General features: G+C 69.8%; 22 protein-coding genes and 1 riboswitch. Of the genes, 10 read left to right on the forward strand and 12 right to left on the reverse strand.

Annotated elements, in window-relative coordinates; genetic code table 11:
* Positions 1-10: 10 nt before the first annotated feature.
* Positions 11-1,624, reverse strand: a complete 1,614-nt coding sequence (locus ACIRL2_RS30270; protein WP_402236201.1) for an ABC transporter substrate-binding protein — start codon at positions 1,622-1,624, stop codon at positions 11-13.
* A 221-nt stretch (positions 1,625-1,845) separates the two neighbouring features.
* On the opposite strand from ACIRL2_RS30270, the gene ACIRL2_RS30275 reads away from it, so the two are divergent.
* Positions 1,846-2,589: a FadR/GntR family transcriptional regulator gene (locus ACIRL2_RS30275; RefSeq protein ID WP_395861071.1), complete on the forward strand. Its 744-nt coding sequence runs from the start codon at positions 1,846-1,848 to the stop codon at positions 2,587-2,589.
* A 445-nt stretch (positions 2,590-3,034) separates the two neighbouring features.
* Positions 3,035-3,198: riboswitch (TPP riboswitch) on the forward strand.
* A 256-nt stretch (positions 3,199-3,454) separates the two neighbouring features.
* Here the strand turns inward: ACIRL2_RS30275 and ACIRL2_RS30280 are convergent.
* Complete coding sequence (locus ACIRL2_RS30280; RefSeq protein WP_395861073.1) at positions 3,455-4,144, reverse strand: class I SAM-dependent methyltransferase; 690 nt, start codon at positions 4,142-4,144, stop codon at positions 3,455-3,457.
* 339 nt (positions 4,145-4,483) lie between these two features.
* The gene (locus tag ACIRL2_RS30285; protein ID WP_402236204.1) at positions 4,484-5,044 is read right to left on the reverse strand and encodes an EF-hand domain-containing protein; all 561 of its coding nucleotides are present in this window, start codon (positions 5,042-5,044) and stop codon (positions 4,484-4,486) included.
* Positions 5,045-5,418: 374 nt separating this feature from the next.
* On the opposite strand from ACIRL2_RS30285, the gene ACIRL2_RS30290 reads away from it, so the two are divergent.
* Both ACIRL2_RS30290 and ACIRL2_RS30295 read left to right on the forward strand, forming a co-directional pair.
* Positions 5,419-6,165: a carbon-nitrogen hydrolase family protein gene (locus ACIRL2_RS30290; RefSeq protein ID WP_395861076.1), complete on the forward strand. Its 747-nt coding sequence runs from the start codon at positions 5,419-5,421 to the stop codon at positions 6,163-6,165.
* A 148-nt stretch (positions 6,166-6,313) separates the two neighbouring features.
* A complete protein-coding gene (locus ACIRL2_RS30295; RefSeq protein ID WP_402236207.1) occupies positions 6,314-6,952 on the forward strand; it encodes a hypothetical protein in 639 nt (212 codons plus the stop codon).
* 200 nt (positions 6,953-7,152) lie between these two features.
* Here ACIRL2_RS30295 and ACIRL2_RS30300 read toward each other — a convergent pair whose 3' ends face one another.
* Positions 7,153-8,019: a sensor histidine kinase gene (locus ACIRL2_RS30300; protein ID WP_395861079.1), complete on the reverse strand. Its 867-nt coding sequence runs from the start codon at positions 8,017-8,019 to the stop codon at positions 7,153-7,155.
* Positions 8,020-8,123: 104 nt separating this feature from the next.
* On the opposite strand from ACIRL2_RS30300, the gene ACIRL2_RS30305 reads away from it, so the two are divergent.
* Positions 8,124-8,444, forward strand: a complete 321-nt coding sequence (locus ACIRL2_RS30305; protein WP_402236210.1) for a response regulator transcription factor — start codon at positions 8,124-8,126, stop codon at positions 8,442-8,444.
* A 229-nt stretch (positions 8,445-8,673) separates the two neighbouring features.
* Here the strand turns inward: ACIRL2_RS30305 and ACIRL2_RS30310 are convergent, their stop codons facing one another.
* Entirely contained in the window at positions 8,674-9,303 is a 630-nt protein-coding gene (locus ACIRL2_RS30310; RefSeq protein WP_395861083.1) for a hypothetical protein, read from the reverse strand.
* Positions 9,304-9,810: 507 nt separating this feature from the next.
* On the opposite strand from ACIRL2_RS30310, the gene ACIRL2_RS30315 reads away from it, so the two are divergent.
* Together ACIRL2_RS30315 and ACIRL2_RS30320 are read left to right on the forward strand one after the other, a co-directional pair.
* Positions 9,811-10,239 (forward strand): pyridoxamine 5'-phosphate oxidase family protein, encoded by a 429-nt coding sequence (locus tag ACIRL2_RS30315; RefSeq protein WP_395861084.1) that lies wholly within the window; start codon positions 9,811-9,813, stop codon positions 10,237-10,239.
* A 542-nt stretch (positions 10,240-10,781) separates the two neighbouring features.
* A complete protein-coding gene (locus ACIRL2_RS30320) occupies positions 10,782-11,936 on the forward strand; it encodes a hypothetical protein (protein ID WP_402236213.1) in 1,155 nt (384 codons plus the stop codon).
* A gap of 132 nt (positions 11,937-12,068) precedes the next feature.
* Here ACIRL2_RS30320 and ACIRL2_RS30325 read toward each other — a convergent pair whose 3' ends face one another.
* Entirely contained in the window at positions 12,069-12,695 is a 627-nt protein-coding gene (locus ACIRL2_RS30325) for a class I SAM-dependent methyltransferase (RefSeq protein ID WP_402236215.1), read from the reverse strand.
* 64 nt (positions 12,696-12,759) lie between these two features.
* On the opposite strand from ACIRL2_RS30325, the gene ACIRL2_RS30330 reads away from it, so the two are divergent.
* A complete protein-coding gene (locus tag ACIRL2_RS30330) occupies positions 12,760-13,422 on the forward strand; it encodes a TetR/AcrR family transcriptional regulator (protein ID WP_395861090.1) in 663 nt (220 codons plus the stop codon).
* 124 nt (positions 13,423-13,546) lie between these two features.
* Positions 13,547-14,539, forward strand: coding sequence for a hypothetical protein (locus tag ACIRL2_RS30335; protein ID WP_395861092.1), 993 nt, complete (start codon positions 13,547-13,549; stop codon positions 14,537-14,539).
* Positions 14,540-14,737: 198 nt separating this feature from the next.
* On the opposite strand, the gene ACIRL2_RS30340 is transcribed toward ACIRL2_RS30335, so the two are convergent.
* Genes ACIRL2_RS30340 through ACIRL2_RS30350 form a run of 3 tightly spaced genes read right to left on the reverse strand, consistent with a single transcriptional unit; the run spans position 14,738 to position 17,455 of the window.
* Complete coding sequence (locus ACIRL2_RS30340) at positions 14,738-15,649, reverse strand: ornithine cyclodeaminase family protein (RefSeq protein WP_402236442.1); 912 nt, start codon at positions 15,647-15,649, stop codon at positions 14,738-14,740.
* 25 nt (positions 15,650-15,674) lie between these two features.
* On the reverse strand, positions 15,675-16,808 hold the full coding sequence (locus ACIRL2_RS30345) for an aminotransferase class I/II-fold pyridoxal phosphate-dependent enzyme (RefSeq protein ID WP_395861096.1): 1,134 nt from the start codon (positions 16,806-16,808) through the stop codon (positions 15,675-15,677).
* 5 nt (positions 16,809-16,813) lie between these two features.
* Complete coding sequence (locus tag ACIRL2_RS30350) at positions 16,814-17,455, reverse strand: transcriptional regulator (protein ID WP_402236219.1); 642 nt, start codon at positions 17,453-17,455, stop codon at positions 16,814-16,816.
* Positions 17,456-17,782: 327 nt separating this feature from the next.
* Between ACIRL2_RS30350 and ACIRL2_RS30355 the strand changes: the two genes are divergently transcribed.
* On the forward strand, positions 17,783-18,799 hold the full coding sequence (locus ACIRL2_RS30355) for a hypothetical protein (RefSeq protein WP_402236222.1): 1,017 nt from the start codon (positions 17,783-17,785) through the stop codon (positions 18,797-18,799).
* Between the two features lie 1,105 nt (positions 18,800-19,904).
* On the opposite strand, the gene rox is transcribed toward ACIRL2_RS30355, so the two are convergent.
* The 3 genes from rox to ACIRL2_RS30370 all read right to left on the reverse strand — a co-directional run bounded on the left by rox (position 19,905) and on the right by ACIRL2_RS30370 (position 22,530).
* Positions 19,905-21,449, reverse strand: a complete 1,545-nt coding sequence (gene rox, locus ACIRL2_RS30360; protein ID WP_402236224.1) for a rifampin monooxygenase — start codon at positions 21,447-21,449, stop codon at positions 19,905-19,907.
* 532 nt (positions 21,450-21,981) lie between these two features.
* Positions 21,982-22,284, reverse strand: coding sequence for a hypothetical protein (locus ACIRL2_RS30365; RefSeq protein WP_331772540.1), 303 nt, complete (start codon positions 22,282-22,284; stop codon positions 21,982-21,984).
* Positions 22,285-22,368: 84 nt separating this feature from the next.
* A complete protein-coding gene (locus ACIRL2_RS30370; RefSeq protein ID WP_395861104.1) occupies positions 22,369-22,530 on the reverse strand; it encodes a hypothetical protein in 162 nt (53 codons plus the stop codon).
* 464 nt (positions 22,531-22,994) lie between these two features.
* Here ACIRL2_RS30370 and ACIRL2_RS30375 point away from each other — a divergent pair, with 464 nt between their 5' ends.
* On the forward strand, positions 22,995-23,726 hold the full coding sequence (locus ACIRL2_RS30375) for a hypothetical protein (RefSeq protein ID WP_395861106.1): 732 nt from the start codon (positions 22,995-22,997) through the stop codon (positions 23,724-23,726).
* Positions 23,727-24,023: the final 297 nt, after the last annotated feature.

The following is a 24,023-nucleotide window of genomic DNA, read 5'->3' on the forward strand; positions in this document are numbered from 1 at the left end:
GGACCGGGCGCTACGCGGGGGCGCTGTCCAGGAAGGACAGGCCGGTCGTGGGCAGCGGCCGGAATCCGGTCAGGGCCTTGTCGTTCCAGGCGGTGGCGAGTTTGCGGTGGAAGACCGGGTAGAGCGGGACCTGCACGGATGCCAGGTCGATCGCCTGCCCCCACAGTTCCTTGCGCTTGACCGTGTCGGACTCCGCGGCGGCGGCGTCCAGGAGGGTCCTGGCCTGCCGGCCCTCGGGGGTCTGGGACCACATGTGGCGTTTGTCGGCCCACAGGCCCACGTACCACCAGCGCATCAGCAGGTCGACGTCGTTGCCGAATACCGAGGGGTCGCCGGGCGCGGCCATGACCTGGTACTCGCCGTTGTCGATCTTGTTCTTGTACTGACCGCCGGACTGGCCGATGTCGAGTGTGGTGCGCACGCCGATTCCGTCCCAGCTCTCCTTGATCAGCGGCGCGACGTCCTTGACCCACGCGGTGTCGGTGAGCACGAGCGTGACGTCGAGTCCGCTCACGCCCGCCTCGGCGAGCAACCTCTTGGCCCGGTCCGGGTCGTAGCCGTAGACGCCGGCCGCGCGCCGGTAGTCGGGATGGCTCTCCTGGAGGAAGCTGCTCGCGGGGGTGGCGTTGCCGAGCAGCCCGGTGGCGATCATCTTGTCCTTGTCCAGCCCCCAATGCAGGGCCTGGCGCACCCGCACGTCGTCGAACGGCTTGCGGCGGAGGTTGAACATCAGGAACAGCAGCCCGAAGCTCTGCACCGAGTCGGCTCGGTGGGCCTTCTTGACCTGGGCGTAGTTGATGTACGGAACGTCCTCGATCACCCGCACCCGGTTCGAGTCGAGGGCGGTCACCCGAGCCGAGGCGTCGGCGAGCAGCAGCCAGTTCATCCCGGCGGCTCGCGCGGGTTTGGGTCCGTTGTACGCGGTGTGCTCGGCGAAGACGATCCGGTCGTCCTTGGTGGCCGAGACCATGCGGTACGGGCCCGATCCCACCGGCAGCGCGTCGAAGCGCTGCCGGTCGGCGAGCACGGCGGCCCTGGGCACGATCTTGACGACCGATATGCGCTCGCCGAACAGGGCGAACGCGAAGGAGAGCCGGAACTCGACGGTGTTCGCGTCGACCGCCCGCACCTCCCGAAGGAACGGCAGGAACTGACTGATCAGCGAGTTGTTCGCCGGGTCCAGGATCCGGGTGAAGCTGAACACGACGTCGTCGGCGGTCACCGGGGAGCTGTCGTGGAAGGTCGCCCCCTGACGCAGCGTGACCTGCCAGGTGGTCGCGTCGATCTGACGCGGCATCGCGGCGGCCAGCGCGGCGTAGGGGCTGCGGGTGACCGGGTCGAGGTCGACCAGGCCCTCGAAGACGTGCAGGTTGGCGGCTACCGGCAGCGCGCCGGAGGCGGTCATCGGGTCGAAGCCGGTGCTCAGGGTGTACGAGAGCCCGGCGTCGATGGTCCCCTTGCCGCCTCCCTTGCCGCCGCCCTTGTCGGCGTTGCCGGTGTTGGTCGACGCGGGGCCGCACGCGGCGAGGGTGCCGGCCAGGGCGGTCGCGGCTCCCAGGGCTCCGGAGAGCCTGAGGAACTGCCGGCGGTCCAGGGCCCGGGCGGGTGAGCGGGACTCGGCCACGACGCCTCCTGTTCGTGTCTGATGTGCCGGGTTTCTCCGTCGGTTCGCGAGAAACGCGGGAACAACCGTAGGACAATGGGACAGCCGACGTGGGATGAGGGACGTCCTACGTCTAGGCTGGGGGTGACAGTAGGAGGTCATCCGCGACGCGGTCAAGGGTTCGTCCCGATCACTCGCGGTGACGGCGCCGGGCGGCACGCGGCCGTCTGGCGGTGGATACGGTGACTTCCGCAACGGCGGACCCGGCGATGGGGGACACGATGACGGTGCGCGGCAAGCGCAAGAACGGCGTACAGGAGCAGATCAAGGAACTCATCCTGGAGCGCGGGCTGGGCGCGGGGGACTCCATGCCCACCGAGACCGAGCTGATGGAACTTCTGGGGATCAGCCGAAACTCCGTGCGCGAGGCGCTCAAGGCCCTCCAGGCGGTCGGCATCGTGGAGATCCGGCACGGCTTCGGCACCTACGTCGGACGCATGTCGCTCGGCGCCCTCGTCGACGAGTTGTCCTTCCACGGCCGCCTGGCGCCGACGGGAGACAGCCGCAGCATCACCGAGCTGATCGAGGTGCGCCAGGCCCTCGAGTCCGGTCTGATCGGACAGGTCGTCGAGATCGCCGACGCCGGCGACCTCGCGGACCTGCGCGCGGTCGCCGAACGCATGGCCCGGGAGGCGGAGGCGGGCGAGGTCTCCCCCCTGACGGACCGGCAGTTCCACGAGACGCTGTACCGACCGCTCGGCAACGACCTGATGCTGCGTCTGCTCGCCGCGTTCTGGGACGCCTACGACCGGCTCGCCGCCGACCTGCCGCCGATCGGCGAGTCGGCGTCCGACGTCGCGGCCCAGCACCGCGAGGTGTACGAGGCGGTCGCGTCTCGCGACGCCGAGCGAGCGCGCCGGGCGGTCACGGTGCACTTCACCGGCATCCGCAACCGCGCACCCGGTGGAGGCCCCACGATCCCGTGACGCGTGGCCCGCGGACCTCCTCGCGTCCGACGAGGGCCGCGCCGGGACCGCCGCGCCCGCGCGGCTCGCTCCCCCTCCCGCGAGAAGGCGTTTCGGGACCCTGACGTCCCCGTACGTCGAGGATATTCGCGGCATCGGCCGCTACGACGTGGCTGTGGCCCACGCCCACGGTGTGCGGCCGGGGCGGCCGATCCGAAGAAAATCACCCTGGCGGGCGGTCGGCTTCAGGTGTGCGGAGCGGCGGCGACGGAACGCCGGGATGGGGCAGGGGAGCGGTGAACTGCGCTGTGTGGAACCGGAATTCGACGGATTGCGGGGTGACGATCAAGGGTACGAGCGGCCCGCTCCTACCGCCCGACCTGCGGTCCGCTTCCGGGTCATCCGAGATTCATCAGGCAAACCCCTTGTTGTCCGATTAATGTGTGAATATCATGGAATCAGCCTACGGGGCGAGCGAGGGAGCTTGACCGACGGCTTTGGAGCAAGGAGCACTGCTCGGGCCAAGGTCGCAGGGCCAGGCTGAGAGGCCGGAAGGTCGAAAGGACCGGAAGGCGACCCCTAGCACCTGATCCGGACAATGCCGGCGCAGGGAGCCCACCTCGTAGGTTTTTATCCGCGCACCCCGCATCTCCGCGCACCCCGCATCGCGATTCCGATCCGCGCTCGCGCTCGCGCTTGGCCTCGGCCGGGGCGGGCGCTTTGTCGTGACCCGCTCTGGTCGCGAGCCTGAGGCGAGAGCAGTCGCCGGCGCTGCGGGAAGCCGGGGGCGGGTGGCCGAGAATCGGCAGCCACCTCACCCACCGGCTACGCGTCGACGGTGGGATATCTGCCGAGCGGTTCGTGGACCGGCTCGTCGGAAGCGCGCTCAGTTGGTGGGCAACACCCGTGCCCAGGTGCGGAGTTCGTCCAGGTGGCCGTCCACCACCAGGTTCGACTCCGCCAATATCGCCTCGAACTCAGCGTCTGTCAGCGGGCGGCAGCGGAACTCGTGTACCCAGTGAGCGTCCTGGAATTCGTATTCGATGCGCACCGCGCGCACCCCGTCTCCGATCGGCTCGGAGCTGAGGATGTTCACGGAACCGTCGGGGTGTTGGCTGATCCGGGGCAACTGGTCGTGCCAGCCGATTCCTTCGCGCTGGATCAGCACCACCCCGTCGTCGGCGACGTGTGCCCGACAGGCGTCGAGCATCGCCCGGCGGAATTCGGGCTCGACCGTGTGCACCAGATAGGACGCCAACAACACCACGTCGAAGCGCTCCTCGAGCCGCAGGTCCTCGATCGTGGACAGTACGGTCTTTGCCCCGCGCACCCGATCGAGCATCTCCGGCGACTCGTCCACCGCCGTGACCTCCCACCCGCGCTCGACCAAGGCATGGGTCACCCGCCCGGCCCCACAACCGAGTTCGAGCAGAGTGCGTGCCCCTTCACGGGCGCCGAGCGCGATCATCTCCGGCTCCTCACGCGCCGGCAGGCGGTCGTACATGTCCACGGCGCACCCATCCGGCGTGAACGCCCCTGGCCCCTCGCCGCGATACCCCTCACGAAAACGCGCCATGACCGATCCCCTCCCCCGAACGACCCACGGTCGCTCACGAAACGGACAGCAACGCGCCCACCCAAACCGCAACGGCCCGGAGCTGTCAACGGTTTCGACACCGGGCCGGCCGATTGCGGGCATGCCGACGGGGGTGTCCGTGCCCGACCCGGGCGGTGGTGATCGGCCCCGACCCGGCGCGGCTGTGTATCGCGGGCAGGACCGGGGTGCTCGATCGACGTTCCCGCGCCGGAACCGCGCAGCCCTGACGGTGACACGGCGCATGATCCCCGGACGGCGGGGGAGCGGGTGATCCGGACCTCGGAGTACCGGGAACCGTCGGTCGGATGGGCTGACGGATCACGCCTTCCGGCTCGCCGGCCCCGGTTCGGGGATGCGTCCGCAGAGCAGGTTTCCGGGCTCGGTGGGGTCGTCGCTCATCCAGAACTGGGACCACAGTCGGGCGAATTCCGGCCGGCTCAGGTAGCCGTCGCCGTCGAGGTCGAGCAGGTCGAAGACCGCGTCCGTGTCGACGCTGCGGCCGTGCCAGGTCTCGACGAGTCGGCGGTGTTCGGTGCGAGAGATCCGGCCGTCCCGGTTCTCGTCGATGGCGTCGAAGATGGTCCGGGCGGTGGCCGTGACGGCCTCCGGCATGGAGTGCAGCCGGTCCATGAGGGCGTGGACCTCGTAAACGTCGACCCTGCCGTCGTTGTCGGTGTCGGCCGCCGACAGCTCGTCCCACCAGCCCATGAGGAGCGCCTCGACGCGGGCGCGCAGTTCCGTCCCGGGCTCCACGCCCGGCAGCCGGCCCCAGCGGTCCACCAGGGCCTCGAAGTCGTCCCGTTGCAGGTAGCCGTCCCCGTCGACATCGAACGCGACGAACATTTCCTGGATCTTGCGCTGCTGGAACACGCTGGCCATGGACGGCTCCCTCTGGACGACGGACCGATGAGTGCATCTCCACGACCTGAGGCAAGCCAACCTGAGGCAACCAGCCGGCAACCATAGGCGGCATGTGCAACCTTCGGCCATGGTGAGTGGATTGCCTGTCTAGCGGCAATCTCTCCGACGCTGCGACGCTCCTGAAGAAAGATCACTCCTACGAGTGAATCGTGGGGCGCGGGAGACCATCACACGCCCTGCCATCCAGGCACCGACCTCCCCGCCGCGGGCGCTCGCCGACTCTGCCGGACCGTGCCGTTCGTGTCGTGTCGGGCAGGTTCGACCGAGTCGTGGTGCCAAGATTCCCGGACACGGCTCTCACCGTCGCGGCATGGCCTGGCATGCTCGGCGGTATGAAGATCGCTGCCGCGCAGCTCACGTGTGTTCCCGCGGACATCCCCGCCAACGTTCGACAGCTTGTGGCTCTCGCCGAGCAGGCGCGCGCACGGGGCGCCGAACTCGTCGTGTTTCCCGAACTCGCGCTGACCGGGTACGAACTCGGATCCCTGGCCGAGGATCCCGGCCTGTGGGTGAGTGCGGACGATCCGCGACTGGATCCGATCCGGGCGGCGGGGATCGCCACCGTCGTCAACTGCGCCGTGACCACGGGCGGATCGCTGCCCGCCATCGGGACACTGGTCTATGACGCCGACGGTGAACCGGTGACCACATACCGGAAGCAGTACCTCTACGAGGAGGAGCGGGGCGTCTTCGCGGCCGGCGATCGGGACGGGCGCTTCGAGCTGGGTGGCCTGCGTTTCGCGCTGGCCACGTGTTACGACAACCACTTCCCCGAGCTGACCGCCCGCGGCGCCGCCGACGGCTGCCAAGTGCACCTCGCCAGCTCGCTGTACGGCACGGGCAAGGGGATCGCGGAGCGGGCGGCCGTCTACCCGGGAATCGCCGAGGACACCGGCCTGTACGTCGTGATGGCCAACCACGTCGGCCCGTCGGGACCGTGGACCGGCTGCGGCGGCGCAGCCCTGTGGGCCCCGGGCGGCGCGCTCCTCGCGGAGGCCGACGACCGCACGGTCACGGTGGTCGTCGCCGAGGTCGGCCGGCTCCGATCACCGGCCGACGCCGACGGGATCTCCGGCTGACCCGAAAAATCGCCCGAATGCGCGCGTGGGAATCGCGCGATCTTCGACAGGTGGGGCGAAGTCTCGGCGGGTGTCACGCAGGCACGGCATGATCGGTTCGGGTTTCCGGCACGCCCGCGCCGGTCCGCTGAATGCCCGAGGAGCACTCTTGTCCGCGTATGACCGAGAAATAGCGCAGACCCGTGCGGTGCTGCTGCGCATGTTCGACGAGTTCGACACCGAATTGGCCGCGGTCGAAGCGCGAGTGGTCGATTGCGGTTCGCCTTCCCAGGCTGTGGCTCGTACCGCGGACGCCGCGCGCATTCGGGACGCGTTGCGTGCCGCACCCGACCCGACCGACCTCTTCCTGGACGCATCGCCGGTCGGCTGGTTCACCGCTCAACTCGCCCAGGCCCGCGTGTGCCTGCCCGCAGGACCGGGAGAAGGCTTCGGCCCGGACGCCACGGGCCTGTACACGGCGCCGTGTCTGTTCGATCCACACCACGGGCCGGCGAAGGTCGGTGCGTTGTGGCAGCCGTCGCCGGAACTGCTGCCCCGGCCGGTTCTGTGCTGCGCCGAGGACGCAGCGCGCCTGGCCGACGGCAAGGCGCCGCGGGCACGGCTGTTCGCGACGCTGAAAGGCCCTCGGCCGCTCTGGGAGTGTGACGACCGTATCCAGGTGTGGTGGCTGCTGGGTCACTTCACGCTTGCGGGCTGGGACCGGCTCGCGGCTGTGTTCGCCCATACCGCTCTGGCCTCGTCGCTGAACTACGTGATGACCCACTCGGGCGCCACCGGTACGAAATGAGTCCCCCACGCCGCCTGCCCGGCGCCCCGTTGGTCGGCAGGTGAGGCAGTGCGCCTCGGTGATCCGGGGCCGGGTGATGCGGACGGCCCCGACCCCGACCGCCTCGGCCCGGCTTTCCTCCCGAGCGGGTGAGGAAGGACCGAAGGGTCGAACCGGGGGGATGGGCCCGGGGATCGACCGCACGAGGAATCGCCCCGCACTCACCGGGGTTCCGGCGTGCGGGGCGCCGGCGTGTCCCTGTGGGAGGGGCCGTTCGCCGGCAACACGTCCTTGCTGATCAGTCGGGATCCCGAGAAGCAGAGCCGGTACACATCCACCTGCTCCAGGAGGTTGCCGTTGGATCGGTAGAACTCGCAGACGGCACCGGCGGGTCGAGGCAGCGTCCGCATCTCGTCCGGCACGAAGGGGAACTGTCGCAACGGCAGCGAGTTTGCCAATTCGGCGCGCTCGCCGCCCACGCGCAGCGCCGCGTAGTCCGCGGGGGCAAGGACGCATCCCGACAGTCGAAGCGCCAGATACGCGGCCGACGCGACCATCACGAGCCCTACCCCCGCCGGTAGCGCGAACGCGGCGGCGAAGCGGAATCGGGCGCTGCGCCGGGCGGCCGCGAGTTCACGCACCGAGTCCGAACCGGCCTTCACCGAGGGCCGATCGGTGGTCTCGGCCCGTTCGGACCGTACCCGATCCGGGAAGCCGGCGACGACCTCGAAGCCGCCGTCACGGGGAGCGGCACGGAGTGTTCCACCGATCAGCAGCACCCGCTCCCGCAGCCCGATCAGCCCCCGGTTGCCCGAACCGGGGGGCACGACCGTGCCGTACGTCGGGCCCGCCGACGAGGCTGCGGGCGGCGCGGAGTTGGTCACCCGTACGGTGGTGCGCTCGTTCCGATGGGTGATGCGTATCCGGACCTTACTGCCCCTTGCGTGCTTGATGGTGTTGGTCAACGACTCCTGCACCACGCGGTACACCGCGTGCTCGACCAGCGGCGAGAGCGCCGGGGCCGAGCCGTTCCGGCGCAGGTCCACCGCGACACCGGACTCACCGACCCGGGCGACGAGTTCTTCCACCTCTGGCGGCGGGCGGCGCGTACCTCTCACCGAGGGTCGCGGCCCGGGTCGTCGCGCGCCTGCGGTCCGACGCGCCGGCGAGTGAAACGCGGCCCCGGCATCGGATGGACCGACTCACCGATCGCGAGCACGAGGTTCTGGCCCTGCTCGGCACCGGGCTGTCCAACGCGGAGATCGGCGTCCACCTGTGCCTGGTCGAAGGTACGGTGAAGGCGCATGTCAGCTCGATCCTCGGCAAGATCGGCGCACGCAATCGGGTCGAAGCCGCGATAGCCGCGCACGAGGCGGGCCTGACCGAACCCGGTCGGCGACCCACGGACGGCATCGAGCAGGGCGGAACGGGCACCCTGGCCGGCGAAGACGACGGCCGCCTGCTGCCGCCAAAGCGGCACCGTGGTCTCGGTCGCCGGCGGCTTCGGGGTTGATGTGGCCGGACGCACGCCCTGACACGGGGGCCGATGACCGCAACCCGCTTCACCCGTCCGGAATCGATTCCGGGACCTCACCGGCATCCCGCGGGAGCAACCTGCCGCGTCTGTCGCGAAGTACCCCGGATTGGCCGTTGCCTACGGGAAGGGCTGGTACGACCACGCAGGTCCTGCTGTGGTGGACGGGGACGGTGTCCCGTCGCCGCGCCGTCTCCGACGCCGTGCGTTACGGGGTCGACCCGGACGGGGCGGGTGTCGGTGTGGTGCCGGCGCTCTGCGGCAGGGTGCCGGTGAACGTGGCGTCCGGCAGCGCCGAGGGGAGCGGGGTCATGGCGACGATGATGCGGAAACCGGGACGGAGGGCGTCGGGAACGTCGAAGAGCTGCTGGGCGAAGACCGACTGTCCCGGTGCCACCGTGCCGGTGAAGTCCTGCTGCGGCAGACTCCCGTGCGCGATGCGTTCGGCGCGGGCTCCGCCGACGCGGCTCATTTCGCTGACATGCACTCCGGAGACGTCGTACGGGGTTTGCGACCGGTTGGTCACGGTGATCGTGACCAGCGCCGGGAAGGAACCGGGCGCGGCGCTCGCAGCCGCGGGCGCGGGCTCCACGCGCGCCACCGACACGACGACGCCGTTGGGCATCGCCACCCAGCCCCCGACTGGCGCGGTGTTCGCCGACCCGGTGTCGCGACCGGATCCGGGCCCGCACAACCGCAACCACTCGTCCTGCGGCAGGCCGGGAGGATCACAGCTCACCGACGGCGACGCCGACGCGGCACCCGAACCACTCTTCCCGTCGTCGTCGCCGCAACCGGCCAACGAAAGAAGAGCGGTGACCACGATGCAGACAGACACGACCCGACGCGACATGACAACCCCTTGAGACCAATGCGGTACGGGGGGAGAGTCGTCCGATGGACAATCCCTCAAACAGGGCCGGACGTTCGTTTGGGCCATTCGATTCGTCCTTGTCACGCCGAAAGCCACGGCGCGGATTCCGCTCCCCGCGTCTGCGGGGATGATCCGACGCCGGAGCGCGCGGGCCGTGACACCGGGGAAGATGTGGTGGCCGTCCGAGAGGCGGCCCACTCGATGAGGGTCAGGTTGTTGCGATGGCGGGTGACAGGCGCTTTTCGCGACTACGTCGTCGGCGTCGGTCGGTGCTTCTCGGTCGTACTCCTCGGCCCGTGTGGCCGCCGGAGGCCGAGACTCCCGGCCGCCCAATCGATGCTGTCCGCCGTGGCCGGTGCGCTCGGCGCTCCCGGGAGATCGAGGTCACGGAACAGGCCACCGACCGGCCGCGCGGCGATGCCTGGTTCACATAGGCTCGGACGGTCTTCCTCGCCTACCGGAAGGACTGTGATGAGCATCGACGCCGGTTCGCTGACTCCCCAGGATCTCGAATTCCTCCAACGCCCCCTGCACGGATTCCTGTCCGTGGCCGGGGGGCCGATCCCGCCCCAGCCCCGGCCGGTGTGGTTCGAGGCCACTGCCGAAGGCACGATCCAACTCTTCACGGGTCCGGACTCGCCCAAGGTGCGGCGCCTACGCCGCGACTCCCGTGCCTCGATCGTAGTCGCCGCCCCGGTGGGTGAAAGCGAGCGCTGGGTGGCGGTCGCGGGCCGTGTCACGGTGGAACCCGACGGAGCACACGACTTGTGCACCCGTCTGGCCGCCCGCTATTGGGACGTCGACGACCCGGCCCGCGCCGACCAACTCGCCGAGATGCTGGCCGCGGACCAGGTTCGTCTCGTCATCCACCCGGAGACCGTGAGTCGCTACGCGAACTGACTCCGGCGGCAACCTGTGCGAGCGAGGCGCTGTCGCGGCGGCCGAGGTGGAGCATGAGCACACACCCTCGTCGCCTTGGTACGAACCAGGTTTGCCGTCCGCGACGCGAGGATGCGGTACGCGGAACCTGCATCGGTGGGAGACCGTCGCCATGTGTCCCGCCGTCGATGGCGCCGAGCAGCAGATGATCGAAGTCGGCAGCACGTCCGCTCCAGTGCTCCTGTGCCGCCTTCCGGCTGCGCGGCGCTCACGACCGCACCGATCGGCAGGTTCGTGACCTCACTCGCCGAGGGCGGGCCGCACTGGGGAGGAAGCCTTCGCCGCGGCGTACGCGAAGGGTTGCGAGCTGGACGCGAAGACGGCCGTGACCGAAGTCGAACCGGCCCGCCTGCGCAATGCCCAAGGCGCGGCGCCGAGTTGAGACAGCCGGTGCCGTGACCACGTAGGTTCGAGCGTGGCGATCGGGTCGACCGGAACGACCCAGCGTCGTGCCGGGCTCCTGCCGCCACCCGCGCTCCTACGGAGGAACCCCCTTGCGCCCTGTGAGTGTTCCGCCTCCGTCGACGGCCGCTACCCACTACGGGAGGGTCGTCGTCACCGGCGTCACCGGCGTCACCGGCGTCACCGGCGTCACCGGCGTCTCCACCGAGGTGAGGCCGGTGCCGGGATTCGACGTCGCCGCCGGCGTGCTGCTCATGCTGCCCGCGGGGGTCTTGCTCGTCGGCTACGACACGGAACAGACCCCGGACGCCGGCGTGATCCACCGCGAGCGGCTCTGGCAGGTTTCCGCCTCGGGCGCCCTGATCGTCCTCCACGACCACCGGGCCGCGTCCGTCTCCGGGCCGTGGGGTGATGTCGTGCGCGACGCGATCGCGGCGCATCCCACCTGGACCGGGCCGCCCGACCACCCCACCGTGCTGCACGCTCCCGCGTCGGATACCCCCGACGTCGTCCGATGCCCCGCCGCGCTGTGGCGTGGGCTACCCGCCGACGGGGAACCTCCGGAACCGCCGCCGGGCCCGTCCGTCCCCGAGGGTGATCGCGAACGGGTCCGACGCCGCGCCGAGTTGCGCGAGCGTGTCTGGCGGCTGCTGCGCTCGGGTGGGACCGACACCACGGACGGCGCCACCGTGTCCATGCACGACCCGGGCCCGCCGGATCGCAACGATCGCCGCGCCGTCGCGTTCGACGACACCGCCGATACGCGGCACGTCGACGAGGACCTGATGTACGTGGACGAGGACTGCGAGTGCGCGGTGTGGGTCCTCGAACGCACCACCCGATCGCACGAGTTCTACGTCGTACGCCGCTTTCCGCTCACGCCCGAGCGCGCACGGGTGATCCGGGACCTGCGCGTCGAGTACGAGGCGAGCGTGTGGGCTCGCACGACCGGCGCGGGCGCGGAGGCCGCGCGCATGCTGATCGCCGCAGGATGGGACCACGAGCACGCCCGCTTCGTTCAGCGCATCATCCCGCTCGACACCGCCGACGACGCCCGAGCCTTCCTCGACCGCGGACTCTCGCGCTGGAGGCGCGACCACCTGGTGGGCGGGAGCCACGACTGGGCGCCGTTCAACCTGCGCGACGCCGAGCGACTGGCCGAGGCCGACCTCCTCTCCGCCCGGGCGATCTCACTCCGGGAGAACCTCGACGCCCTGCTCGCCACCATGGATCCGCCCTTCCCCGAAGGGCAGTAGTGGGTTCTCGCCCTGTTCGAGCCGGCCCGGGCTCGCGAACAGAAGGCCCGGGACGGCCGGCGCGTCGAGCTTCGCGGTTACCTCAACCCGAGCCCCGGTGTGCGCAGTTCACCCGAACGGGACAGGCGGGCCTCATGTCGCGGTGGCGATGTGGTGCAGTGTGAACCAGAAGGTCGGGACCGGGTTGGTACCGGGTGCCACGTCGACCAATTGCCACCCGGTGAACCTGGCGCGGAGTTCGTCCGCGGTGACGCCGGAGATCGGGTCGTCGAACGCCTCGGGCCCGTACCCGAACATCGACAGCCGTGCGCCGGGAGCGGCGCGGTCGGTGAGGCCGGCGGCGTAGGCGTCGCGGCGGTGCGGCGGTATCCCGCAGTAACAGCTCAGGTCGAAGAACAGGTCGTAGGGGCCGCGCACGCCCACCTCGTCGAGGCGGGTGGCGTCCCCACACAGCACCGTGACGTCCGCCTGCGCCGCGTCGGCCTTCTCCCGCGCCTGTAGAACCGCGCGGTCCACCAGATCGACAGCCTCCACTCGCCAGCCGTGTCGGGCCAGGTACACCGCGTTGGTCCCGGTGCCGCAGCCGAGTTCGAGGACCCGGCCGGGGGTGAGCGCACCGGGCCCTTCCACCAGGGTCACCAGCTCGGGCGGCGTGACGCCGCTGTCCCACGGCGGCCGGCCGTCCCGGTAGTAGTCCTCCAATGCGCGGCGCACGGCCGCCTCCTGGTCGAGCTCCGCGGCCGTCCGAGTCTCGCTCATCGCCGGTTCCTCCAAGAAGTTGTAGTTGAACTCTAGTGACCGACTCTAGATATAGACTTCGGGTATGGACGCGGTCAAGGGATCCGACAAGCAGAACGCCAAACGCCCCGACAAGCGGGCCGAGCGCTCGCGGCTCACCCGCGAGAGGATCGTCGCCGCGGCGCGCGAACTGTTCGTCGCGCAGGGATACGGCGCGACAAGCCTTCAGGAGGTCGCCGACCGCGCGGGAGTGGCCGTCCAGACCGTGTACTTCGTGTTCCGCAACAAGCGCGCGCTGTTCAAGGACGTCGTCGACACGTCCATCGCCGGCGACGACGAACCGGTCGCCACGATGGACCGCGACTGGTTCCGCGCCGCGTGCGCCGAGCCCACCGCGGCCGGGCAACTGCGCGCCCACGTACGGGGCGTACGCGACATCCTCGGCCGAGTCGCCCCGGTCGTGCCGCTGATCGCGGCCGCGGCGGCCACCGACCCGGAGATCGCCGCCCAGTGGCCCGCCGGCCCGGACCCGCGCTATACCGTCCAGCACGCCGCGGCAACGGCATTGACCGCCAAGCCCGACGCCCGGCCCGACATCGACACCGCCCGCGCCGCCGACCTGTTGTACGGACTGCTCAGTCCCGAGCTGTACCTGATTTTCGTTCGCGACCGGGGCTGGTCCCCCGATGCCTGGGAGGAGTGGGCCCGCGCGACCCTGACCACCCAGCTCTGCGCCGAACGGGCGTAGGAGTAGCCGCCGCGACGTTCGGCTCGGGCGTCGTGCCCTCCGAGGCTGCCCGGGCGAGACGATCCCCGTGTATGTCGCCGCTGTGCTCTCCAAGGCGTCGGAGGGCCTCGATAGCATCCCGGATATGACCGTCAGATTGACCGATGCCGAGATCGATGACCTGGTTGCCCGGTTCGACGTGATGTCCATGGGGGAGTGGGATCGGGGCGCGGTGGAGCGCGTGACCGCCGATCTGGGGTGGACGTTGCGCTCCGAGGTCAGGCATGGGTTGACGTTTGTCGGGCCGTTGCCGGGTGGATGGAATTACGCCCACCGGGGCCATGTCCTGGGGTCGCCGGGTGAGGGCTGTTTCACCTCGCTGGAGTGCGACCTGGCGCGTACGGACGATGACGGCGTTCTGGGAGCGGTGTTCAAGGCGGCGAACGGGGCGGCCGAGGCGCGGATGGGGCCGGCGCCCATCCGGCGCGGACCCGGTCCTGTGCTGCGTTGGCGCCGCGAGGAGACCCTTCTGGAGATCGAATGGACCAGGGACCGGGTGCGGTTGCGGTTGCTCGCCACGAAGGTGGTCGAGCACCACGAGTACCAACTCGCCGAATGGGGTGAACGCGACGACAGCGTTGCCGAGCTCGGGGTGTGGCAGGGCTACCTCTATCGCCATGCCGCGCTGCGGAAGGCGTTCACACCCGGAGTCCGCCAGGCCGAGACCTGGGACGAGTTCGGCCGGTGGCTGGGCGAGACGCTGAAGGCGCTGGTGACGGACATGGGCCGGCTGGACGACAGCCTGGACATGGTGATCCGAACCTCGGACGACGACGACTCACGGTTCGTGCAGTTCTCCTGCTCCGCCGAAGAACTGCACCTGGAGGCGGCCGACGGGGCCCGCAAGGCGCTGTTGGAGTCGGGGACGGGCTGGCAGTTCGGTACCGGGCCGGTGCGGCTCCCCGAGATTCGCGTGCCGAACCCCGGGCCGGGTGACGCCGAGCCCGCGGCCCGGGCATTGGTGCACGCCCTGCGCGCGCAGGACGTACGCCTGGAGGATCTGGTCCACATGGTGTGGCTGAGGGGGGAGAGCGACCACGCGCCGAACATGCACGGGTTGGGCCTTCCGGAGATCTGACGAGGGCATGTGCACGAAGCTTTGACCGACAGAGCCCCGGGCGTCCCTCCCCGAGCCCGCCTCCGCGTTCGTCTTCGCTCTGCTGCCGCCTGCACGGCGCTCCATGACGCCATCCGCTGCCTGGGGCCGCCTTCCGCTGCCGAGGGCCATCGTCGGCTTCGGTATCGACGACCGGCTTCGCCCGGGCGGCTTCGGTGTTCAGAGCGGGAGTCGGCCGAGGACGGCCGAGGCGACTGCCGCGTCCAGTGCTCCGACGCCGGTGAGGTCGGCGACCGTGATCGCGCTGTGGGAGCGGTCGACGGGTTCCTTGAGCAACAGGCCGGCCGCGATGTCGTCGTCACGGGCGGCGGCCCCGGCGCGGACGGCGTGGCCGAAGTCGCCGTGGTCGAGACACTGGTCGTGGTCGTCGGTGGCGATGAGCCCCGCGCGGTGAAAGAGCGCCGGCGGCAGCTCGTTCTTGTGCGGCATGTCCGTGCCGATGCCGGTCACGTGCGCGCCCTCGCGCACGTGGGCGGCGTCCAGGACGGGTGCGGTTGCCGGGGTGGTGGTGATGAGCATGTCGGCGGCGGTCGCCTCTCGCGCCGAAGCGGGCCGGGCGGGCAGGCCGTTCGCGTTGAGCTCGTCGCACAGGGCGGTGGCCTTGCGCGGGTTGCGACCGTGTACCAACACCATGCCGACCGGGCGGAGTTCGGCCAGCCAGGAGGCCTGGAGGCGGGCCTGTTCACCGGTGCCGAAGACGGCCAGTGTCACGGCGTCGGGCCGGGCCAGGGCGTGGGTGATCGGCGCACCTGCGGCCGCGGTGCGCCAGGCGGTCAGCGCGCCGCCGTCGTCGAGGAGCGCGCGCAGCTGTCCGGTGCGGGCGTTGAACACGCAGACCAGACCGTGGTTCGAGGGGAGGCCGAGGTCGGGGTTGCCGTAGAAGCCGGTCGCGATCTTGACGGTGAAGTCGGCGGCGCCGATGATCCGACCGGCTTTGACGTGGCAGTCCCCGTCGGCTTCAGGGAAGTCCATGTGCAGTGGCGGCGGCACGCTGGTGCGGCCCTCGGCGTGCGCGATCAGCGCGTCCCGGACGGTATCCAGGACCAGCCGCCTGGTGGCGGCCTTCGCGATGGCGGCAGTGTCGAAGAGGGGGGAGTCATCGGCGCGCTCGCATCCACCGGGCGAAGGCGGCGAGTCCTTCCTCCGGGTCGCGGCGGCCGATGCCGATGCGGAACCGGTCGGTGGGGGTGGCGGTGAGTTCGGAGCGGTAGATGCTCGCGGGCAGCAGCAGGACGCCGGCCTCTTCCACGAGACGGGTGCAGAATTCCTCCACCCCGTCGGCGCCGAGGTATCGGGGGTAGGCGACGCATCCGCCGTCCGGCGCCCGCCACTGGAAGTCGTCCGCGAACTCGGTGAAGAACGCGTCGAAAACCGGCAGATTGGCGGTGATCAGTGCGCGGTTGCGGTCCAGGATCGTCTCGCGGGCCTTGAGCGCGATGCGGGCCAGGACCTCGCCGGGCGCGGAGTTGCAGATGGTGGTGTAGTGCTTGGCGCGCTCCAGGCGCGAGCGCAGCGCGCGGTCGCGGCAGGTGATCCAGCCGATGCGCAGTCCGGGCAGCCCCAGGGCCTTCGAGGTCACGTTCAACGACAGCGCGCTTCGGGACAGGTCGGCGGCCTGCGGCAGGGTGCGGGCGGGGTCGCGTTCGAGGCCGCGGTAGACCTCGTCGCTGAACAGGTGGATGCCGCGCTCGTCACACAGTCGGGCCAGGGCGACGAAGTCGGCGCTGTCGATGACCTTGCCGGTGGGGTTGTTGGGGAAGTTCACCGAGACGACCCGGGTGTTCGGCCGGATGGCCGCGGCAACCGCGTCGAGGTCCAGGGCCCAGTCCCGGTCCGCGGCGAGAGCCACGCCGGTGACCTCGCACAGCGCCAGCGGCACGGTCTCGGCGGCCTGGTAGTTGGGGGTCACCACGACGGCGTGGTCACCGGCGTCGAGCAGGACGTTCATCGCCAGGTAGAGGGCTTCCTCGGCGCCGGCGAAACAGATGACGTCGTCCGTGTCGGCGTGCTCGTACGTCGAGGCGATCACCGCACGCAGGGCCGGGTCGCCGAAGGTCTCCGTGTAGCCCAGGGACAGATTGTCGAAGGCGTCGCGGTCCTTGTCGTCGGCCAGTGCGAGCAACTCGCGGAGTGTCATCGTCTGGGCGTCGGAGGCGGTCAGATGGTGGCGGGCGGTGAACTCCCAGCGGGAGAAGTACGTTTCCAGGCGGAAGTCGGGCAGCCGGGTCATGTGCGTCAGTCCTTCGCGCTCTGGGCTCGGAGCTCGGCCAGCAGGCCGTAGACGGTGGAGCGGGACACCCGCAGGGCCTCGGCGACGACCGGTGCGGCGCGGCGGACCGCGAACACCCGGGCCTCGTCCAGCCGGCCGAGGACGACCAGGCGGTCCTGGCGGGTCATGCGGTCGATGGGGCGACCCGTTTCGCGGACGTGGCTGCCGACGATGTGCTGGATGCGCTCGGACCAGTCCTGCTCGAACAATGGCTCGGGGCGCCCCACGGTCGGGGCGCCGAAGGCGGACAGGACCGCCGCGGCCCGTTCCAGCGGCGTGCGGTCGAGGTTTATGCACAGCACCGCCGACGGCCGGTCCCGGTTGTCCCGGAGGATCGCGCTGACCGAGGACAGCCGGCGGCCGTCCGCGAGCAGTTTCTCGTACGGCCCGTACACCTCCTGTGTGGACGGGTCGAGCTCGTCCAACTCGCCGAGCAGCGAAGGATCGCCGGCGCGGCGGGAGGTCATCGGATTCCAGATCTCCAGGACCCGGTCGGTCTCCGGGTCGTGCAGGACGACCTCGGCGTACGGGCCGAGCAACAGCGCGACCGCCCGACACACCGGCGCCCACGTTCGCACACGGGGGTCCCGGCTCTCTTCCACGTTCATGATGTGGACTCTACGTCCAATTTGGACAGCAAGTCCAGCTCCGGATAGTGGCGGCGCGTCACGGAGGCGGTGATCTCGTCCGGGCCGGGCGAGCGGGGGCGCCCCGAGACGCGCGACGACATCGGCGGCGGCGAGCTCGCCGGCCCCATCGCCAAAGCGATCGGTGCCGCCCGCGGTCGCGATATCGTTTCTTGCTTCACCGGCCCGAACTGCGACCGCTAGCCTCGGAGTTCTCGCCTGTCGGGAGCTTCCCGATCGCGGGTGGGACGGCCGTGGTGCCGTGTCCGACCGCCCCGGCATCCGGGGTGCATGCAGACGGGGGAGGACGTGACCGACGACGGGTCCGCGAGCCGCAAGGGCGTCAGCCGGGGTGATCCTTTCGTGCGCGATCTCATCGAGGTGGCGACGACGGGCGACCTGTCCGACCTGTCGCAGGGGTCGTCGCCCTGGCCCGGGGACGGGTTGGAGCCGGAGATCGACTATCGCAACGGGGACCTGTACCTCTCCAAGTTCAACGCTCTCGCCTTGGAGCATTGGGCGCGCATCAGCGAACGCAGCAACCGGCTTACGTCGTTCGGCTATGCCAAGCTGACCGGGAAGCGCGTGAATGCCCTCGGCCTCACGAATGCTCGGGGCGAAGTCACCCTGAATTCCGCGTATTTCGGGACGGCGCCCACCAGGCGGAGGCACTTGGAGGCAGCCAAGCTCGGACTCGTGCATGTCATCGACGATGTCCCTGAGTACACGGGGATACTGACCACCCTCCACGAGACCGCCCATGTGGAGTCGGCCGGTGGAACCGCGTTCGATGTCGAGTTCCTGCCGGACTTCTTCGAAATGGACCAGCGGGCCGCCTGGCAGCGGGCCGTGGATCAAGGGACGCTTACGAGCGCGGCCTTCGCGATCTACGGCGACCTGCTGCGTCCGAAGGTGCGGAAGCGATGGGCCAACGAGAAGTTCGGCGAGCACCCGGCAGTCGTCGCCGATCCGCGGCTGCGACTGCTGAACGACCGCGTGGCGGCGGCATTCGTCAGTGCGTACGGAAGCGGCGACAAGGGCGAGTTGGGGCCGGAGGCGCGGGCGAAGTTCACGGTCGCCGGAGAATTGGCGGACGGTGCCACCCGGGCAATCGCCGCCCTGTACCCGTCCTACGACGCGTTCCTGGCCGCCGCGGCCGAGTTTCGCGCGACGCCGAGCACCTGCGAGAGAACCTCGACCCCGGGTCGGGGCTTCGAGCAGACTCGCGAGGACGCCGCGCGGAAATCGCCGCCGACCGGGCCGATCCGCTGCTCCAACACCGGCGCAAGATCGCGCAGGATTTGGCCAAGGCGACCCACGAACTGACCAGTGATCCAGCACACTTGCAGCAGATCGAGGAGATGCGCGAGGCCATCGAGACACTGGCACCCGAAAATCGGAGCGCGCTGGCAGCGACGATGGCCCTTCTGGCGCCCGGATCGCCCGACCCATCCCCGGCCGCGGCAACTTCCCGGATGCCGCACGGCGCCGAGCCGGTGAACCCGGAACCCTCGGCAGCGCAAGCGCGGCCTGTCGACGCCACCCGCGCCGCAGTCGACTCACCCGTGTCCGCGCCGGCCGAACCGCCCGGTTCCTCGAGTCGCAACCTGTGGCTGTCGGCCGGGCCAGAGACGCCGCGCCGCGTTGCCGCGTCGCCCGAACTCCGGCCGCCCCGCGGCGGCCGAAACGCGGACGCGGCGGCAGGTCCCGTACAGACCGACTCGACACGGGCGACCCCCCGCACCGGCAAGACGCGCGCACCGGCGGGCGGCCCCGCACCACAACCGGCCCGCGCGGCTCCCCGTACCCCGTCAACGGCGGGCTTCAAACCACTGCACAGTGCTGTGGACGTAGTGCGCCGTCGGCAGATGCACGCGCAACCGCCACCCACACGCGCCCAATTGGGGAAAGATCAGCAACCGGCGCACCCCTTCGGAGCCCGAACGCCGCTGCCACAGACCACGCGCGCCGCGACGGATGGTCGAGGGATCGGGTGACTGGTCGTTCGTGGTTCCGGATGGCGGTGTGGGCTGAGAACGCAGGGGCGTGAAATAGCCCTGCGCTTACCGGATTTGCCCCGAGGCGAAGGGTGTGCCGGGCGTCGGTCCCACAGTCGTGCCACGCCCCGAGGACTGGCGTCCGGGCCTGGCCCCGGTCGGCTGCTGGTGGCCGCACGCTCCAAACGAACTCCCTTCAACTGTGCCGGGGTTCCTCGGAGCCGGTCCGCTGCCGGTGTTCGTCGGACGTCTGCGCCGATCCACCCCGTGGTGCTCCTCCGCTGTCTTCCGGTCGTCGCTCGGAGGCCATCCTCCTCGCGGGTCGACCCTGGCGTCGGAGCACCACGGCTGATGCCGGCTCCCGCCTTGCGGTGGTCAGTCGCTACCGGCTGTTCCGGTCGTTCTCGTGGGCCCTGTCGGTTGCTCGGGCGAGATCAGTGGGCGGGCTTGCCGAACCAGCGGGAGAGATGGTCGTCCAGGTCCTGTTGATCGTCGCCGATCCAGGCGACATGGCCGTCGGGGCGTAGCAGGACGCACGGAACGTCCAGTACCGCGGTGGGATCCGCGAGGTGGTCGACCCGGTCCGACCAGCCGCCGACGGTCAGGCGTTCGGTGCGGTCCAGCAGCAGGCCGCGCCCGCGATGCAGCAGATCGTAGAGGCGGCCGTGTTTCGTGTCGATGTCGCGCAGGCGGCGGCCGAGCAGGTCGGGGCCTGCGCCGAAGTCGTAGCGGATGTCGATCGCGGTGATCTTCTCGATGAGATAGCGGTTCACGTCGTCGAAGTCCATCAGTTCGGTGAGCAACCTGCGCAGGGCCTGCGGACCCGGTTCGGTGGAGTGCAGTTCCATCTGGGCGCGGGTGTTGTCCAGCACGTCCTCGGCAACCGGATGGCGTTCGGTCTGGTAGGTGTCCAGGAGTGTTTCCGGCGCCCAGCCGCGGATTTGTGCGGCCAGTTTCCAGCCGAGGTTGAATGCGTCCTGAACGCCCAGGTTGAGGCCCTGTCCGCCGGTGGGCGGGTGGATGTGTGCCGCGTCGCCGGCCAGCAGCACCCGCCCGACCCGATACCGTTCGGCCAGCCGGGTGGCATCCCCGAAGCGGGACAACCAGCGCGGGGAGTGCACGCCGAAATCGGTTCCGGCGACGGCGCGCAGCTGTTGTTTGAAATCCTCGAGGGTGGGCGGCTCCGCGCGATCGGTGACTCCCGCGGCGGGGACCACGACGCGATATACCCCTTGGCCGAAGGGCCCGATGCTGAATCGCTTGTCGGTTGTGTGGATTTCGCTCACCTTGGCGGTGATCTCCTCCTGTGGGACGCCCACTTCCATCTCGCCCATCAGCGTCTCGGTCCGTGAGGGCTCACCGGGGAAGCCGACGCCGAGCAGTTTGCGCACCGTGCTGCGCGCGCCGTCACAACCGACGAGATAGCGCGAACGCAGCTGTTGGCCGTCGGCCAGCTCGACGGTCACACCCTCGTCGTCCTGCTCGAAGTCGGCGACCGCGCAACCGCGCCGGATCTGCGCACCCAGTTGCATCGCGTGTTCCTCGAGCAGGTGGACGACGACCGGTTGCGGGATGCCCAGCAGGTAGGCGTGCGCGGAATCCAGGCCCTGGGGTGCGGGTTTGGCGATGGCGGCGAAGAATCCGGCGGCCGGACGTCGTCTTCCGTGTTCGAGGATGCGCTCCAGCAGTCCGCGCATTGCCATCAGTTCGATACTGCGAATGTGCAGACCGACGATCCGGACGAACGACACGGGCTCGGTTTCCTTCTCCAGGACGAGTACCCGCACGTCGTGCAGCCGCAGTTCGGCGGCCAGCATCGCGCCGGTCGGCCCGCACCCGGCAATGATCACGTCGAACATGAGGGGCGCGCGATCGGAGTGGGAGGCCCGCGACCGGAGTCCGGGGGTGTTGCCCGCGGTGAAGTCGCGCTCGACCGTATCGTTCGACGACGGCTCGACGCTGAAATGCGGAGAATGCATAGGTATTGCCTCTCAGGAGTGCCTTGTTGGCGAGGCGCTCCCGGCGATACCTACATCAATCGCCCGACCGTGACGGCAAGGGGGAGCACCCACATCGATACAGCGTTCATGGGTCTCACCTCCTCGGGCGGTGTCACGGGCAACTGGAAGCTACAAGCCCGAACATCATCCCGTCCAATCATTTTGCACGCATGGCCGACCGCCCGGTGCGACGAACGGTTCGTCCCCTCAGCCGTCCGAGACACGTGCCGTACCCGGGGCTCGCACCTTGGGTCGAGCGCGCGTGCCGGACGTGCCCGGGCCTGTGGAGGCGGCCAAGCGGCCGTGGCCGGTGCCGTAAGCGGTTGCGCAGCTCGGCGCCACACCGATCGCGACCGACGTGAGCGCCCCCGGGATGCGGTTCGGGCCGACGCCGACCCGGAGACTGCGGTCCATGGCCCAGGCTTTGCCGACTCGACCAGTCATGCGGCGTCGGGCACCACGCGGGGCGGTACTGGGGCGGTATAGGGGCGGGGCGGTACAGGGGCGGGCGCTACGGCGACGGAATCGGTTGCAGCCGCGCTTCGATACGGTCGGCTATCCACGACACCGTGGGGTGCGCATAACCCACGGCCCGGATGAAGGCATCGGCTTCCTTCGGGTCCGCCCAGACAATGCGGTGGCCGTTGACCACACACAGGACGGTTCCGGCCGTCAGCGCGGTGCGTTCGTTGGCGTTCTCGAAGACCGCGACCTGCGTGATGTAGCTCATCAACGCGGCGGCCTTCTGCGGCAGCGTCGGGTTGAGCGCCCTTTTGAAGCCGCGGCCGTAGACGGCTGCTTGGAGGGAACCCAACAGACGAGGGTCTCTTTCCCGTCCGGTACCCCCGACGCGAGCGTTGATCCGGCGCAGATCGTCATCCGAAAGTGCGTACACGGGTTACAGGCCCGCATCCTCGAACAGGGGAAGGAGTTCGTCCAGGGCCCTCTGGAGAGCCTGCTCGAACTCGTCCGCGGGCACGTAGTCGAGAGGCGGAACGGGAATGCCGTCCGTCCAGTCGACTTCGGCAGCCGGGCCGGATTCGGGATGCGCACTACTCATGGCCTCATATTTGCACGCCTACGGCAGATGTGTGGAGAGGTCCCGGAGAATTATGCAACCGGGGACACGATCGATGGCGGTGCCGCGGCGGCCTCCTCAGCCCGAAGTTCGGCACCGAGAGCCTCCACAAACATGATTCCTTGTCCCGGGGTCCGGTGCGGAGGACAGCCTCGACAAGGAAAACACCACCGGTCTCGTGCCGGGCCGCGACGACGAGGTCCGGACGGACCCGCCCGAGGCCGCGAAGGCTCCTCGTGGCGATCGACACAACCTCGGCCAAATTCTCGGCACGTCGACTCGACAGACATTCCGTGAGCCGGCGTGCCGAACAGCGAGGGTGTGGATCCGGTGGGATGCAGGCGACATGCAGCGCTGTGTCGTCAGGGCAAAGTGCCGGTGCCGAGCCGGACGAGCCTGGTAGGAAGGCCCCGACAAGGTGAAGCGGTCGACGCTGGGGGCGCACGATGGGCCGGCACAACGAGATTCCGATTCGGATCCACCACGCGGGGCACACCGTCGGCCGTGAGCTGACCGAGGAACAGATAGCCGAGTTACGGGCATTGGGCCCGTTCGTAGAGGTCGGCTCGACGTGGTTCCACGCCGACTACGTCTTCGACGCCGAATCGAACACCCATATCGAGTTCGACGAACTCTCGCCCATGTTCGATCGTCTGTTCTATTTTCGCGGCGACGGGCAGATGTCCGTGTCGTTTCGACTCCCCGCCGGACTCGCCGAGCAGGTGAAGCCGTACGTCACAGAGGACGAGGACGAGAAGGGGTACGGGAGCGCGGTCACGTCGCGTATCGAGGGCGAAACCGTGGTGGTCACCATCCGCCGCTTCGGCGAGGACAGCGAAATGACGTTCTGGCTGGAGCGGCCGGAGAAGTGGCCGGCCATGATCGAGCCCCTGCACGCCGATCTGATCGGCGGCGACATGAGCGCGCTCTACGTGGGCCGGCGCATGGTCCACGAGGAGAGGTGGAAGTGGTCGCGTGGTCCGAAACCGGCGCCGCCTCCTGTTCCCGCCCGGCTGGAAGGCTACGATCCGGACGCGCCGCGGACGTGGCCCCGCCCGCTTTCCGACCTGGACAAGATGCTCCGCCTCTGGGACTGGACCACCGAAGACCTCGGCGCCGACTGGCCCCGCAAGTCCGAGCCCGAAACCACGACACGCAGACGCCGCCCGAAACGCTGACCGGGCGCCCGGTACTCGGGTAACACCTCCGGCGGCCCACGGAACCGGTGCGGAAGAATGCGACGGCGACCGCGCCCCCGGCGACTGCCGAGGACGATGGCGCCACACATCGGCGGGCGGCTTCTACCGACCCGCTCTGCCGCCCCCCGACCGCCACCGCGAGGTCAACCGATCCGCCGGACCACGCCGTGGCACCGGCAGTGGTCCTCGGCTTGATGGCCGCCGCGGTGCCGGTGTTGTGCCTGGCCTCGGCGTGAGTGCCGGCGGATGGGTGAGGGGTTCACTCGTCCGGGTCGG

This window comes from Embleya sp. NPDC127516 (assembly GCF_044765325.1).
In the GTDB taxonomy this organism is placed as follows: domain Bacteria; phylum Actinomycetota; class Actinomycetes; order Streptomycetales; family Streptomycetaceae; genus Embleya.